Raw genomic sequence first — 13910 nt, 5'->3', positions numbered from 1 at the left:
GCTGCTCCGGCAGTTGCCGAGGCGGCTCAGGAGCAGGCTCCGGTCGTCGCCGAACCTGCGCCAGTCATGCTGTCGAATGGTCGCGCGCCGAACGATCCGCGCGAGGTGCGTCGTCGCAAACGTGAGGCCGAAGCCGCCGCCGCCGCAGCCCAGACCGCCGCGGATGCAGCAGTCAGCCACACCACCCCAGCTGGCGATTCGACCGAGGTGCACAAACCGCACCAAGGCTGATTCTTCGGCTGACTAAAAAGCCCCGCCAGTGCGAACTGAGCGGGGCTTTTCAATGGGGCGGATGCAATGGATGGGCTGCAATCTAGAGGCTGATGGCTTGGCGCCTATGGCTCGGCGCGTGCCGCTCTCCACTCAATACACATTCGGCTCCATCTCCAGGTCGACGCCAAACCGTGTCCGGATGTCGTCCTGAATCTTCCCTGCCAGCGCATACAGCTGCGCGCCGGTGGCCTGGCCATGATTGACCAGCACCAACGACTGCAAGCTATGCACACCCGCATCGCCCTCTCGATACCCTTTCCAACCCGCCTGTTCGATCAACCAGCCCGCCGCGAGCTTCACACCGTCCTCACCCTGGGGATAGGCGACGACCCCTGGATGAGCGGCGCGAATGCGCTCAGCACACGCCACCGACACCACCGGGTTCTTGAAAAAGCTCCCAGCATTACCCAGCATCGCTGGATCAGGCAGCTTTTCCCGGCGGATGCTGCAAATCGCGGCGCTGATGGCCTGTGCAGTGGGCTGCTCAACGCCCTGCTCTTGCAAGCGCTGGCGAACGGGCCCGTAGGCCAACTGCGGCTCCAGTGTGCGGCGCAGTGCAAACCGTACCCGCAAGATCAGCCAGCGACCCGGGTTGGCCTTGAACACGCTGGCGCGGTAAGCGAACGCGCAGTCTTGCAAGCTGAACTCCTGCAGCTCGCCCGTCTGGCGATCCAGCGCGGTCAAGCCGGAGAACACGTCTTTGATCTCGATGCCGTAGGCACCGATGTTCTGCATGGGCGCGGCGCCGACGGTGCCGGGAATCAGGCTGAGGTTTTCCAGCCCGCACAGGCCTTGGGCAAGGCTCCACTGCACGATCGAATCCCAGGCCTCACCCGCTTCGGCTTCGATGACCACCTGCTCGCCATCGTCGCTCAGGATGCGCCGACCGCGACTGGCCATGTGCAGCACCAGCGCGTCGACATCCCGGGTCAGCAACAGGTTGCTGCCGCCGCCGAGCACCAGCACCGGCAGCTGGCGCTCGGCGGCGCCAGCCAGGGCCTGACGCACCGCGTCGTCATTGTCGGCGTGCACCAGGTAGCGGGCCTGAACATCGATGCCGAAGGTGTTGAACGGCTTGAGCGAGACCTGCGTCTGCCAAGGCGCCGTCATACACGCCCCTTGATTTCGACGAGCAGGGACTGACAGGCGCCCTCGATCAGGTCCAGGACCTGCTCGAAACCATCGGCGCCGCCATAGTAAGGATCGGGCACCTCATCCAGCGGAGCGTCATTACGGCGCAAAAACAGGTCAAGCTCTGCGCTGGCAGTGCCAGGGCGCAGGGCCTTGAGGTCCTGCAGGTTGCTCGAATCCATGGCCAGGATCAGGTCGTAGCGAGTGAAATGCTCAGGCTTGACCTGTTGCGCACGCTGCTTCGATAGATCGTAACCGCGCGCCAGGGCAGCGCGGCAGGTGCGGCTGTCGGGGCCTTTGCCGACGTGCCAGTCACCCGTACCCGCCGAGGCGACCTCGACACGGTCGGCCAGCCCTGCCCGCTCCAGTTGCTGGCGCAGGACGCCCTCTGCGGTGGGCGAACGGCAGATGTTGCCCAGGCACACAAACAGAATGCGCATCAATGCTCCAGCAGGCGCCGAACGCGCTCGAGGTCTTCCAGGGTATCGACGCCCACCGCCGGCGCTTCGATTGCATCAGCCACATGGATGCGCACGCCATGCCACAAGGCCCGCAGTTGCTCCAGCGCTTCGGTCTGCTCAAGCCAGCACGGGCCCCAGGCGACGAAGTCTTGCAGCAAGCCTGCTCGGTAGGCGTACATACCGATGTGACGGCGGTACGGCACGCCTTCGGGCAGTTGGTCACGCTGCAGGGCGAAGAGGTCGCGCGCCCAAGGCAGCGGCGCGCGGCTGAAGCTCAGCGCCAGCCCGTTCTTGTCGCTGACCACTTTCACGGCATTGGCATTGAACACGGTTTCGGGTTCGTGGATCGCTTCGGCCAGCGTAGCGATGCCAGCCTCGGGGTGTGCGGCCAGGTTGATCGCTACCTGGTCGATGATCACCGGTGCAATCAACGGCTCGTCGCCCTGCACATTGACCACGATGGCATCTGTGGCCAGGCCCAGCGCGGCGGCCACTTCGGCCAACCGGTCAGTGCCGGATTCATGCTCGACGCGGGTCATCACCACTTCAGCACCAAAGGCCTGGCAGGCTTCGAGGATGCTCACGTCGTCGGTGGCGATGACCACGCGTGACGCAGCGCTTTTACGCGCCTGCTCCCAGACGTGCTGCACCATCGGCTTGCCGGCAATCATCAGCAGGGGTTTGCCCGGCAGACGCGTGGAGCGCAGACGCGCTGGGATGACCACGGTGAAGTCGAGGCTCATTTGTCCAGGCGCTCTTCATCGGTGAGGGTGCGCGCTTCGGTTTCCAGCATCACCGCAATACCATCGCGGATCGGGTAGGCCAGGCCGGCGCTCTTGCTGATCAGCTCCGTCTTGTCGGCGCTGAGCTTGAGTGGGCTCTTGGTGATCGGGCAAGCCAGGATATCGAGCAGTTTGGTGTCCATGAGTGCGTCCTAAAGGCCTGAGGCTAGATGTGACAAAATTCAGAGCAAGCGTTGCAGTTGCGCATCGAGCCAGTCGCCGAAGGCGGCACTGGGCTGGGCCTCTACGGCCAGGTAATACCAGTCGGCCTTGGCAAAGGCTCGGCATTTGACCGCGTCCTTTTCAGTCATGACCACGGGCAGCCTGGGGCTGAAATTCAGCGCCTGGGGCGTGAACGCGGCGTGATCAGCGAAAGCATGGACCTGCGGTTGCCAGTCGAGTGCCTGCAAGGTGTTGAAAAAACGCTGGGGGTTGCCGATGCCGGCCACGGCGTGCATGGCCTGGCCTGCGGGAAAGTAGTCGAGTGGCTGGCGCTCGCCGGTCAACAGGTTGACCAGCACACTGGGGCGCAACTGGAACGCGAAACCCTGCTCAGTATCGGCGGCTGCGCCGTTGTACAGCACGGCATCGACCGTCTGCAGACGCTCGACCGGCTCACGCAAGGGACCGGCTGGCAGGCAGCGGCGATTGCCCAGGCCGCGAGCGGCGTCGATCAGCACCAGTTCCAGATCACGGGCCAGGCGATAGTGCTGCAGGCCGTCGTCGGACAGGATCAGATCCAATGGCTCGGCTGCCAGCAAGGCTTGGACCGCGCGGCCGCGATCAGGGTCGATCATCAACGGCACACCCGTGCGCTGCACGATCAGCAACGGCTCGTCGCCAGCCTGCTCGGCCGATTGTTGCGCCTCGACCCGCCACGGCAATTCAGGCGGCTTGGCGCCATAACCACGGCTGACCACCGCCACACGCAAGCCGCGCTGGCGGCAATGCTCGATCAACCAAAGGATCATGGGCGTCTTGCCGGTACCGCCCACCGTGATATTGCCTACCACGATCACCGGCACCGGGGCGCGATACGCGGGGCGCTGGCCAGACAGGAACTGCGCACGCTTACGCCGTACCACCCAGCCATACAGCGCCTCCAGCGGGCGCAACAACGCCAGCGCTGGATGCCCCGCATACCAGGCCTGCGACACGCGCTCGCCCAGGCCCATCAAGGCGTGCCCTGCACGGCCTCGACAGTGGTCATGCGCAGTTGGCTGAAACCGAGCTTGCCGGCGGCATCCATTGCAGTGACTACGGCCTGGTGGGGTGTCTTGCCGTCGGCGCTGATCAGCAGGGGCAGCGTGTTATCCCCTTCGGATGCGCGCTGCACGGCGTCGATCAAGGTATCGAGATCGCTCTTGGGCAGCAGGTTGTTGTTGACCGAATAGACGCCCTCGGCGCTGATGGTGATTTCCACCTGACGCCCAGACTCAGCGGCCGCCGGCGTAGCACTGACAGACTCGGGCAGTTCGACCCGCAACTGGTGCTCGCGGGTGAAGGTGGTGGTGACCACGAAGAACAGCAGCAGCACGAACACCACATCGATCAGCGACGCCAGGTTGATGTCGACGTTTTCCCGCTGGCGGTTGCGCCGAAACTTCACGCCTTGGCCCCTGCGACTTCGACCTCACGGTCCCCCTGCAGCACTTCCACCAGCTTGATCGCCTCCTGCTCCATGCCGACCACCAGCTCATCGATACGACGCAACAGGAAGCGGTGGAAGAACACAGCGGGGATACCGACCATCAGGCCTGCGGCGGTGGTGACCAAAGCTTTGGAAATACCCCCGGCAAGCACCGAGGCGTTGGCGCTCATTTGCGAACCCATGAAGGCGCTGAAGATGTCGATCATACCCAGCACGGTGCCGAGCAAACCCAATAGTGGGGCCATGGCAGCGATGGTGCCGAGGGTGCTGGTGTAGCGCTCGAGCTCATGAATGACCCGAGAGGCGGCCTCTTCGATGCATTCTTTCATGATCTCGCGGCCGTGCCGGGAGTTGGCCAGGCCCGCTGCGAGAATTTCACCCAGCGGCGAGTCGGCGCGCAGCGCCTTGAGCTTGTCGCTGGTCAGTTGCTTGTCCTTGATCCACAGCCATACCTGGCCGAGCAGGTGCGGTGGCGTGACGCGGCTGGCGCGTAAGGTCCACAGGCGCTCGACGACGATCGCCATGGCGGCGATGGAGCTCAGAATGATCGGCAGCATCATCCAACCGCCCGACTTGACCAGTTCCCACACGTTAGGCATCCCCCTGAAAAAAGGTCGACACTTTACCATAGGAAGGATTGTCGCTGGCCTGTCGGGAGCCTTCCATTCAGCGGTCTAGGGCGGCGCATCATCAGGCACTGGACGATCGCGCCAGAAACGCGGTTCGCCGCGCAGGCGGTGCACAGTGCCATGGGCGCCAAGCTGGAGGCGTAGTGCCCCGTGCAGCGCCGTGTCATGCACCTCCAGGCCGTGCCGCCGATAACGCGCCAACACCTGCGGATGCGGATGCCCGAAGCTGTTGCTGCGCCCCCGCGAAATCAGCACACCACGCGGTTTCAGGCCGCGCAGGAAGGGCTCGGTGGACGAGCTGCGGCTACCGTGATGGGGCGCCTGCAGCCAGTCGACGCTGGGTTGGCCAGGCTGAGCCAGCCACGCCTGTTCGGCGCCGCGTTCGATATCGCCGGCGAGCAACAGGCGTTCGCCCTGCGCCTGCACCAGTAACACGCACGAACGCTCATTGCTGCTGTCGGCGGCTGGCCAGTGCCAGAGTGAAAAGTGCACACCATCCCACGTCCAGCGCGCGTCGGCATGGCAGCGCTGTGCGGTTATCCCGCCAGGTAGTTCGCCAGGCTCGCCACTGATGACTCGCCTGACCGGCAGACCGCGCTGCAGCGCTCGCGCCCCGCCTGCATGGTCGGCATGAGCGTGGCTGATCACCATGAGGTCAAGCTGCCTCACGCCCAGTTTGCGCAGAGTCGGCAGTACCACCTGCTCACCCAGGTCGACATTGCCCAATGCCGGACCGGCGTCGTACAACAGCGTGTGATTGCGAGTGCGCACCAGCACGGCCAGGCCTTGCCCGACGTCCAGTTGCAGGACCTCAGCCTGCCCCACCGGCACCTGGGCGCGGGGCACCCACAGCGCCAACAGCATGACCCAGCCCAGCCCGCGCAAGGGCACACCGCGGGGCAACAGCACGACGAGCGCCCCCGCCGCCACCAGCAGCCAGGCCCAAACGGGCAACGCCGGCGGCTCCCAGGCAGGCTGCCACTGCGCCACCCGTTCGAGCACCTCGAACAGCAGGGCCAAGGCGCCACCCGCCAACCAGAGCAACCACTCACCCACCGGGCCGAGCCACAACAGCCCTGCGCCTGGCAAGGCCAAGGGCAACACCACCAGGCTGATCCAGGGTACCGCCAGCAGGTTGGCAACTGGTGCACTGAGGCTCACCGGCAGGCCGAGGGCCAGCAGCGCTGGCAGCAGACCGATGGCGATCACCCACTGCGCGCGGCTCCAGGCCTGCCACGGGCGCCAGCCACCGAGCCGCCCGGCAAAGCAGTAGATCAGGATCGCGACCGCACCGAACGACAGCCAGAACCCCGGCAGCAGGCTGGCCAGCGGTTCGTTCAGCAACACACCATTGATCGCCAGCAGCCAAGGGACAGTGGCGCCCAGCTGGCGAAAACGCAGTCGCCAGAGCAGTACCGCCGCAAGCATCAGGCAAGCACGCTGGACAGGCACCTGAAAGCCTGCAAGCCACCCGTAGCCCAGCGCAGCGAGCAGCGACAGGCCGCATGCCCAGGGCAGCCACGGCAACCGCTGCGGCCACCAACCCAGACGCGCCAGGCCAGCAACCAGCGCATAGACAAGCCCTGCCAACAGGCCGATGTGCTGACCGGAAATCACCAGCAGGTGCACCGCGCCGGTGGCCCGCAGCACCTGCCACTGGTCCTCGCGGAGGCCGCTCCCGTCACCGAGGATCAACGCAACGAGGGTGGCTTCCTGACCGTGTGCCTCCACCGTCAGCAGGCGTTGGCGCAGTGCCTCACGCCAACCTGCGGGCAGCGCCTGCAATCGCTCGCCGGCCTTGACCGTTCCGGTCGCGCCGATCCGGCGCGCCAGCAGACTGGTCTCGCGATCAGGCCCATGCGGATTGAGCAGGCCGTGAGGCCGCCTGAGGGTCACCGCCAGGCGCCAGCGTTCACCAGGGGAAAGCCGCGGCCCATCGAACCAGTTCAGCTGCAACCGCGCCGGCAGCTCGGCGCGGCGGGAGGTCGCCTGCTCCAGCTGGAAACGCACGCCGCTGCTGGTCTGCACCGGCAGGCCCGCCACCCGCCCCTCCAGCCACACCGTGCGCCCGTCCAGCTCAGCAGGCAGACGGTCCGCCAACGCCAGGTGCGCCGAGGCGCAGGCCCAGCACACCCCGAGCAGCAGCAATCCTGCGAACCAGCGCCGCGCGCACAGGCAGCAGACTGCCAGAACGCCCCCGGCCGCCACCCAGCCGACGGACGGCAGTACCGGCAGCAAACGCAGGCTCAACAGGCCAAGGGCCAGCGCAATCATCCCTGAGCGCATGGGTTGGGGCTCCCGGCGTGGAAAAGGCCCTTAGCAATAACGCATGAGGAAACAGCGCTCGCTTAACAATTGTCACAAACTCTGAACGAGGCTGTACGACGATGCGGGCATACTGGTTCGCCTACACCCCGGGGGCCCCCATGCCGCGTCGTCTGTTCAAACGTTTCCTGCCGGATCCGGCCAGCATCCGCGAACACAAGCACTTACGGTTTTTTGGCCGGCTGTTGCACGAGCCGAACCTCTGGCACCTGAATCGACACTCCGTATCGCGGGCCATGGCAGTCGGACTGTTCGCGGCATTGATTCCCGTGCCGTTGCAAATGCTCCTGGCCGCGTCGCTGGCGATTCCGCTACGGGGCAATCTGCCGATTGCCGTGAGCCTGGTGTGGCTGACCAACCCGCTCACCATGCCACCGGTGTTCTTCGTCACCTACATGACCGGTGCCTGGTTGCTGCAGGTGCCACCCCGCACGCTGCCCGACAGCGTCACCATGGAGTGGGTGACCGGGCAGTTGGCGACCCTCTGGCAGCCTTTTCTGTTGGGTTCGGTGGTGTGCGGGGTGGCACTTGGCCTGGTTGGCTATGGCGCCACCCTGCTCTACTGGCGTTGGTGGGTGGGCCGGCAATGGCGCCGGCGCAAATCCAGAGGATCAGGCACGCATGCCGCGACCGCTGACCAGCAGACGCACGCACAGCACGTACAACACGACCGTGGCCACCAGCATGAAGGTGATGGCAGTGCCGATGCTGATGTCCGACACGCCGAGGATGCCGTAGCGGAACGAGTTGACCATGTGCAGCACGGGGTTGGCCAACGACACCGTTTGCCAGAACGGCGGCAGTAGATTGATCGAGTAGAACACCCCGCCCAGGTAAGTCAGCGGCGTGAGCACGAAGGTCGGGACGATGGAAATATCATCGAAGTTGCGTGCGAACACCGCGTTGACGAAGCCCAGCAGCGAGAAGATGGTAGCGGTCAGCAGTACCACGAGCACCGTGATGCCCAAGTGGTGCACCTGAAGATCCGTGAAGAAGAACGACAGCAGCGTGACGATCACACCGACCGCAAGACCGCGCAACACACCGCCCAGGGCATAGCCGATCAAGATGGTGTGCGGCGACACCGGCGACACCATCAGCTCTTCGATGGAGCGCTGGAACTTGGCGCCGAAGAAGCTCGACACCACGTTACCGTAGGAGTTGGTGATCACCGACATCATGATCAGCCCCGGCACGATGTACTCCATGTACGTGAAGCCGCCCATGTCGCCGATCTGCCGGCCAATCAGGTTCCCGAAGATGACGAAGTACAGCACCATGGTGATCGCAGGCGGCAGCAAGGTCTGCGGCCAGATCCGCAGAAAGCGTCGCACTTCGCGATAGACGATGGTGTTCAGCGCTACCCAGTTGGTGCTCAGTTCCACGCTCATACCGCCACCTTCGACAGGTTCTTTTCCACCAGTGACACGAACAGCTCCTCAAGTCGGTTGGTCTTGTTGCGCAGGCTCAGCACTTCCAGGTTCTGCAGCGCCAACTGGCTGAACAGCGCCGTGATGCCGATGTCCTTGTCGACCTGCACCTCCAGGGTATGCGGGTTGATCAGTCGCGTGGGGTAACCGTGCAGCGTGGGCGCGGCCGACAGCGTCTGCTTGATGTCCAGCACGAAGGTCTCGACATGCAACTTGCCCAGCAACTGACGCATGCTGGTGTTTTCGACGATGGTGCCGTGGTCGATGATGCCGATGTTGCGGCACAGCTGCTCGGCCTCTTCCAGATAATGCGTGGTCAGGATGATGGTCACACCCTTCTGGTTGAGCTCGGTGAGGAACGTCCACATCGAGCGGCGCAGTTCGATGTCAACGCCCGCAGTGGGTTCGTCGAGAATCACCAGGCGCGGCTCATGAATCAGCGCACGCGCGATCATCAGACGGCGCTTCATGCCGCCCGACAACGAGCGCGACGGCACATCGCGCTTGTCCCACAGGCCCAGCTGAGTGAGGTACTGCTCGGCACGTTCCTTGGCCAGTGCCGGCTTGATGCCGTAGTAACCCGCCTGGGTCACGACGATATCGAAGGTCTTCTCGAACTGGTTGAAGTTGAACTCCTGGGGCACCACGCCAAGGTTGCGCTTGAGCGCGGCCGGCTCGCGGTCGAGATCATGGCCGAACACGTTGACCGTGCCACTGGTCTTGTTCACCAGCGTCGAGAGAATGCCGATGGTGGTGGATTTGCCGGCACCGTTCGGGCCGAGCAAGGCGAAAAAGTCGCCTTCGGCGACGTCCAGATCAATGCCGCTGAGGGCCTGGAAGCCATTGCCGTAGGTCTTGGTCAGCTGTCGGATGGACAGGGCAGAACTCATAGCAGGTCGAGTACCAAATAGGGGAAGTGAGGCGCGCCAGGACAGACCACCGGCGCAATCGGTGCAGGCATGGTGCTGGGCCATGCCGCGCAAGTACAGTCATGCATATCGATAGTGACTATCGAAACCATCAAGGTGTTCGATCAGGTCAATGCCGTCATGACCGCAGCCTGATACGCCGGCCGTTGTTTGAGGCGCTCGTACCAGGCGTGCAAGTGGCGCATTGCCGGCCGTTCGATGGGCATCTCGAACCAGGCGTAGGCGAAACTGCCCAAGGGAATGTCGCCCATGCCGACGTGCTCACCTGACAAATAGGGTTGGATGGACAACGCTTGGTCGGCCATCGACAGCAGGTGGGCACATTGCTTGTGCGCGGCGTTGATCGCTACCCAGTCGCGCTGGTCTTCAGGGGTGCGCAGCAAGCCCCAGAACAGGGGCTTGAACGGGCCGGCCAACGCCGAGGTGGTCCAGTCCATCCATTTATCTGCCAACGCACGTTGCCGTGGATCGTCGAGATACCAGCCTTGCTCGGCGCCATACTGCGCGCATAGATAGCGAACGATGGCGTTGGATTCCCAGAGCGTCAACTCGCCGTCTTCGAGCATCGGCACCAGACCGTTGGGGTTCTTGGCACGGTACTCGGGCTGGTCGACCACGCCGAACGCGCCACCGGCGTCGATCGACTCGAACTCCAGGCCCAGCTCATGGGCAACCCACAGCACCTTGCGCACGTTGCTCGAGTTCTTGCGGCCCCAGATCTTCAGCATGGCGATGTCCTCTTCAGTGCACAGGACGCGCCAGTGTACGCCACCGCAACCGCCTTTAGCGGACATCGCCTGACACATCACTCGCCTGACCGGCACTGGGAACGAACTCCCCGTGACACAACCTGTCACTGCACTGACGATTGCTGTTCCCGCAGGCAGGCTACGCTCTGTGGTTTCGGCACTAAAGCCTAGGTTCCACGGAGGAAACGCTCATGTTGCTGTTGTGGCTGGTAGTGCTGGTGCTCGGCGTTGCGTATCTCACGCATCGGCGTATGGCGCCGTTGCAGATTGTCGCGGCGGTGGCCGCATACACGGTGCTCATGGGCATCTTCAGCAAGGCGCCAGGCCTGTTGCTGATCCTGCTGTGGGTCGCCATTACACTGGTCACCGCCATCCTGGTGCTGCCTGACTGGCGCCGCAAGACCATCAGCGGCCCGACCTTCAACTGGGTGCGCCGCACCTTGCCGCCCATGTCGCAAACCGAGCGGGAAGCCATCGACGCCGGCACCGTGTGGTGGGACGGCCAACTGTTCAGCGGCCGTCCGAACTGGGACACGCTGCTTGCCTACCCAGCGCCCAGCCTGACCGAAGAAGAGCAGGCGTTCATCGACGGTCCCACCGATGCGCTATGCGCCATGGTCAGCGACTGGCAGATCGGCCAGGACCTGGACCTGCCCCCCGAAGCCTGGCAGCACATCAAGGATCACGGTTTCTTCGCACTGATCATTCCCAAGGAATATGGCGGCAAGGGTTTCTCCGCCTACGCGCATTCGCAGGTGGCGATGAAGCTGGCCACCCGCAGCGGCGACCTGGCCTCTACCGTGATGGTGCCCAATTCCCTGGGCCCTGCCGAACTGCTCCTGCACTACGGTACCGACGAGCAACGCAACCACTACCTGCCACGCCTGGCCCGTGGCGACGACATTCCCTGCTTTGCACTGACCGGGCCGCACGCAGGCTCTGATGCCGGCGCAATGCCCGACACCGGGATCATCTGCAAAGGCCAGTGGAACGGTGAAGAAGTGCTGGGCCTGCGCCTGAGCTGGGAAAAGCGCTACATCACCCTGGGCCCTGTCGCGACGTTGCTGGGCCTGGCCTTCAAAGCCTACGACCCCGACCACCTGCTGGGCGACCAGGAGGAACTGGGCATCAGCCTGGCCTTGATCCCCACCGATACTCCCGGCGTCGAAATCGGCAAACGCCACCTGCCCCTTGGCGCCGCCTTCATGAACGGCCCCAACAGCGGCAAGGACGTCTTCGTGCCGCTTGACTTCCTGATCGGCGGCCAAGACATGCTCGGCAAAGGCTGGATGATGCTGATGAACTGCCTGTCGGTCGGCCGTTCCATCTCCCTCCCGGCGGTCGGCACCGGTGCTGCCAAATACACCAGCCTGGTCACCGGCCAGTACGCCAACATTCGCGAACAGTTCAACGTACCGCTGGCCGCCTTCGAGGGTATCCAGGAGTCCCTGGCGCGGATCGGCGGCAATGCCTGGCTGATGGACAGCGCGCGCTTGCTTACGGCCAAAGCCGTGGATCTGGGCGAAAAACCGTCAGTGCTGTCGGCGATCCTCAAGTATCACCTGACCGAACGGGGTCGCGAGTGCATTCAGCACGCCATGGATGTGCACGGCGGCAAGGGCATCATCATGGGCCCCAACAATTACCTGGGGCGAAACTGGCAAGGCGCGCCGATCTTCATCACCGTGGAGGGCGCAAACATTCTGTCGCGCAACCTGATGATCTTCGGCCAGGGCGCTATTCGCTGCCATCCGTTCGTGTTGAAGGAAATGGCTCTGGCGGCGCGCCCCGATCACGAGGAGGCGCTCAAAGCGTTCGACCCTCTCCTGATGCAGCACGTCGGCTTCGCATTGAGCAACGCCGCCAGCACGTTCGTTCTGGGCCTTGGTCTGGGTCGCTTTGAAAAAGCGCCAGGCGACGCCTTGAGTCAAGGCTATTTCCGCGCGCTGAACCGCCAGGCAGCAGCCTTCGCCCTGATGGCTGACTTGTCGATGATGATGCTCGGCGGTTCGCTCAAGCGTCGCGAACGGCTAAGCGCCAGGCTAGGCGATGTACTGAGCTACCTTTACCTGTCTTGCGCAGCGCTCAAGCGTTACCACGATCTTGGCTCACCGGAGCACATGCAGGCGCTGCTGCGCTGGGCGATGGAGGAAAGTCTTGGCAAGGCGGAAACCGCACTGGACCGCCTGCTCGACAACTTCCCCAACCGCTTCGTCGGCTGCGCATTACGCGTACTGGTGTTCCCGTTCGGGCGTCGGCATACCGGTCCGAGCGATGAACTGGACGCCGAAATCGCCGCACTGCTCGGTCGGCAGAGCGGCGATCTGACATTGGAAGAGCTGCTTGCCGGTTGCTACAGGCCACAGGCCGACGGCGATCCGGTGGCTGCCCTACAACGTGCCAGAGATCTGCTCGATGAAACAGCGCCGCTGCGCAAGTCGCTGCATCAGGCTATCAAACAGGCCAAGGTCACTCCTGCGCCAGGACAATCAGCGATCGATGCAGCTGTCGAAAGCGGTGTGCTACAGCCCGACGAAGGGCAGCGACTGCATGCGGCGGAGCAGGCACGCCGGGTAGTGATCGATGTAGATGCTTTCGACAAAGAGCAATTGCGACCAGCACCCGACACAGTACGCTGACTCAAAGGGGCCGCTGTGCGGCCCCAAGCGCTCCTTGAAAAGCCCTTAGGCGCTGTCTGAAAAGTTCTGAGACGAAGGCCAGGCAAGGCGAAAACCGGCGAGGAAGCGGAGTGTACTGGAGTACATGAGCATTCCGAGCCGGTTTTCAACGCAGCATGGACGAGTATCAGGACTTTTCAGACAGAGCCTGGCACAGGTCAGGCGACAGCTCGCGTTAGACGGGTGGAGCCGCGCTTGGCCTGGCTGGCGAAAATGAACATTTCGAGCGGCTTTGAACGCAGCACCGCCAGAGAACCAGGCTCTGCGGGCAGCGTCTGGCGCTGGCAAGCTTCTTCGCATCCATAGCGCATCACTTTCAATCGGCAGAGTTTCTGTGACGGCTGGCTGGTCGAACACCAAGCCGGCACGACCATCACCTCGCCCATCGTGCAGCCAACCGGCGTATACTCCCCGCCCGTTTCAATAACCCCCGAGGATCGCTCCATGGCTAACCCCCACCTCCAATACCATCTGCAACTGCTCAACCACCTGCGTACCATCCTGGCCGCTCTAGGTGAAGCAGAGCAGATACCGGAGGAAAGCCACGTCCTGTTTCTCGAACGCTTCGACGAGTTGCTGAGCCTGTTGCCGCAAGATCCGTTGCAAAGCCAATACCTAGGCCAAGACCTGATCTGCCAGATCATCCAGCGCTATCCACAAATCGCTCATCTGGTGCCCCGTGATCTGCTGTGGTTCTTTGGCGGAGAGTGCCTGCATTTCATGCCCGATGACGAGCTGGAGCAGTACCAACGCCTGGAAGAGCGTCGGTACGAGGCCGAACAGGATGATCAGCCGTTCGACTGGAATCTGGAAAAGCAGTTGCTCAACCACTCCTCAGGTGAGCAGCACTGATTCGACGTGCTCGAACCATG

Annotated in this window: 14 protein-coding genes and 1 pseudogene; 3 read left to right on the top strand and 12 right to left on the bottom strand. The window is 63.6% G+C overall.

Annotation, left to right across the window (positions count from 1 at the left end; translation table 11 throughout):
* Nucleotides 1-363 precede the first annotated feature (363 nt).
* The 8 genes from murB to SJI00_RS05205 all read right to left on the bottom strand — a co-directional run bounded on the left by murB (nt 364) and on the right by SJI00_RS05205 (nt 7213).
* On the bottom strand, nt 364-1383 hold the full coding sequence (gene murB, locus SJI00_RS05240) for a UDP-N-acetylmuramate dehydrogenase (RefSeq protein WP_322460683.1): 1020 nt from the start codon (nt 1381-1383) through the stop codon (nt 364-366).
* Nucleotides 1380-1844 carry a low molecular weight protein-tyrosine-phosphatase gene (locus SJI00_RS05235; protein WP_322460682.1) on the bottom strand — a complete coding sequence of 155 codons (465 nt, stop codon included), beginning with the start codon at nt 1842-1844 and terminating at the stop codon, nt 1380-1382. Before SJI00_RS05235 ends, murB begins: the two co-directional genes overlap by 4 nt.
* Nucleotides 1844-2608, bottom strand: a complete 765-nt coding sequence (kdsB, locus tag SJI00_RS05230; protein WP_322460681.1) for a 3-deoxy-manno-octulosonate cytidylyltransferase — start codon at nt 2606-2608, stop codon at nt 1844-1846. Before kdsB ends, SJI00_RS05235 begins: the two co-directional genes overlap by 1 nt.
* Entirely contained in the window at nt 2605-2790 is a 186-nt protein-coding gene (locus SJI00_RS05225) for a Trm112 family protein (protein WP_322460680.1), read from the bottom strand. The genes kdsB and SJI00_RS05225 overlap by 4 nt, the downstream gene beginning before the upstream one ends.
* A 39-nt stretch (nt 2791-2829) precedes the next feature.
* On the bottom strand, nt 2830-3822 hold the full coding sequence (lpxK, locus tag SJI00_RS05220; protein WP_322460679.1) for a tetraacyldisaccharide 4'-kinase: 993 nt from the start codon (nt 3820-3822) through the stop codon (nt 2830-2832).
* Complete coding sequence (locus SJI00_RS05215; RefSeq protein ID WP_322460678.1) at nt 3822-4256, bottom strand: ExbD/TolR family protein; 435 nt, start codon at nt 4254-4256, stop codon at nt 3822-3824. The genes lpxK and SJI00_RS05215 overlap by 1 nt, the downstream gene beginning before the upstream one ends.
* The gene (locus SJI00_RS05210; protein WP_312934042.1) at nt 4253-4888 is read right to left on the bottom strand and encodes a MotA/TolQ/ExbB proton channel family protein; all 636 of its coding nucleotides are present in this window, start codon (nt 4886-4888) and stop codon (nt 4253-4255) included. The genes SJI00_RS05215 and SJI00_RS05210 overlap by 4 nt, the downstream gene beginning before the upstream one ends.
* 84 nt (nt 4889-4972) lie before the next feature.
* A complete protein-coding gene (locus tag SJI00_RS05205) occupies nt 4973-7213 on the bottom strand; it encodes a DNA internalization-related competence protein ComEC/Rec2 (RefSeq protein ID WP_322460677.1) in 2241 nt (746 codons plus the stop codon).
* Between the two features lie 140 nt (nt 7214-7353).
* Here SJI00_RS05205 and SJI00_RS05200 point away from each other — a divergent pair.
* Nucleotides 7354-7854, top strand: a pseudogene (locus SJI00_RS05200) (DUF2062 domain-containing protein); the annotation flags it as partial.
* A gap of 9 nt (nt 7855-7863) precedes the next feature.
* On the opposite strand, the gene SJI00_RS05195 reads toward SJI00_RS05200, so the two are convergent.
* The 3 genes from SJI00_RS05195 to SJI00_RS05185 form a co-directional block, all read right to left on the bottom strand.
* Nucleotides 7864-8643, bottom strand: coding sequence for an ABC transporter permease (locus SJI00_RS05195; protein ID WP_322460676.1), 780 nt, complete (start codon nt 8641-8643; stop codon nt 7864-7866).
* Entirely contained in the window at nt 8640-9572 is a 933-nt protein-coding gene (locus tag SJI00_RS05190; protein WP_322460675.1) for an ABC transporter ATP-binding protein, read from the bottom strand. The genes SJI00_RS05195 and SJI00_RS05190 overlap by 4 nt, the downstream gene beginning before the upstream one ends.
* Before the next feature lie 143 nt (nt 9573-9715).
* Nucleotides 9716-10339 (bottom strand): glutathione S-transferase, encoded by a 624-nt coding sequence (locus tag SJI00_RS05185; RefSeq protein WP_322460674.1) that lies wholly within the window; start codon nt 10337-10339, stop codon nt 9716-9718.
* Nucleotides 10340-10551: 212 nt separating this feature from the next.
* Here SJI00_RS05185 and SJI00_RS05180 point away from each other — a divergent pair, with 212 nt between their 5' ends.
* A complete protein-coding gene (locus tag SJI00_RS05180; RefSeq protein WP_322460673.1) occupies nt 10552-12999 on the top strand; it encodes an acyl-CoA dehydrogenase in 2448 nt (815 codons plus the stop codon).
* 197 nt (nt 13000-13196) lie between these two features.
* Here SJI00_RS05180 and SJI00_RS05175 read toward each other — a convergent pair whose 3' ends face one another.
* On the bottom strand, nt 13197-13484 hold the full coding sequence (locus SJI00_RS05175) for a hypothetical protein (protein WP_322460672.1): 288 nt from the start codon (nt 13482-13484) through the stop codon (nt 13197-13199).
* Between SJI00_RS05175 and SJI00_RS05170 the strand changes: the two genes are divergently transcribed.
* Nucleotides 13483-13890 (top strand): PA2817 family protein, encoded by a 408-nt coding sequence (locus tag SJI00_RS05170; RefSeq protein ID WP_322460671.1) that lies wholly within the window; start codon nt 13483-13485, stop codon nt 13888-13890. The two genes, SJI00_RS05175 and SJI00_RS05170, sit on opposite strands and share 2 nt — an antisense overlap.
* Nucleotides 13891-13910 lie beyond the last annotated feature (20 nt).

Origin of the sequence: Pseudomonas gebzensis, assembly GCF_034427815.1 — a bacterium.
In the GTDB taxonomy this organism is placed as follows: domain Bacteria; phylum Pseudomonadota; class Gammaproteobacteria; order Pseudomonadales; family Pseudomonadaceae; genus Aquipseudomonas.
This window is presented reverse-complemented; position numbering and strand designations above follow the sequence as displayed.

Excerpts from the sequence above, each read along its gene's own strand:
- SJI00_RS05195 (WP_322460676.1), bottom strand. The coding sequence starts at position 8,643 with ATGAGCGTGGAACTGAGCACCAACTGGGTAGCGCTGAACACCATCGTC.
- SJI00_RS05205 (WP_322460677.1), bottom strand. The coding sequence starts at position 7,213 with ATGCGCTCAGGGATGATTGCGCTGGCCCTTGGCCTGTTGAGCCTGCGT.
- kdsB (WP_322460681.1), bottom strand. The coding sequence starts at position 2,608 with ATGAGCCTCGACTTCACCGTGGTCATCCCAGCGCGTCTGCGCTCCACG.
- lpxK (WP_322460679.1), bottom strand. The coding sequence starts at position 3,822 with ATGGGCCTGGGCGAGCGCGTGTCGCAGGCCTGGTATGCGGGGCATCCA.
- murB (WP_322460683.1), bottom strand. The coding sequence starts at position 1,383 with ATGACGGCGCCTTGGCAGACGCAGGTCTCGCTCAAGCCGTTCAACACC.
- SJI00_RS05235 (WP_322460682.1), bottom strand. The coding sequence starts at position 1,844 with ATGCGCATTCTGTTTGTGTGCCTGGGCAACATCTGCCGTTCGCCCACC.
- SJI00_RS05190 (WP_322460675.1), bottom strand. The coding sequence starts at position 9,572 with ATGAGTTCTGCCCTGTCCATCCGACAGCTGACCAAGACCTACGGCAAT.
- SJI00_RS05180 (WP_322460673.1), top strand. The coding sequence starts at position 10,552 with ATGTTGCTGTTGTGGCTGGTAGTGCTGGTGCTCGGCGTTGCGTATCTC.
- SJI00_RS05175 (WP_322460672.1), bottom strand. The coding sequence starts at position 13,484 with ATGGAGCGATCCTCGGGGGTTATTGAAACGGGCGGGGAGTATACGCCG.
- SJI00_RS05225 (WP_322460680.1), bottom strand. The coding sequence starts at position 2,790 with ATGGACACCAAACTGCTCGATATCCTGGCTTGCCCGATCACCAAGAGC.
- SJI00_RS05170 (WP_322460671.1), top strand. The coding sequence starts at position 13,483 with ATGGCTAACCCCCACCTCCAATACCATCTGCAACTGCTCAACCACCTG.
- SJI00_RS05185 (WP_322460674.1), bottom strand. The coding sequence starts at position 10,339 with ATGCTGAAGATCTGGGGCCGCAAGAACTCGAGCAACGTGCGCAAGGTG.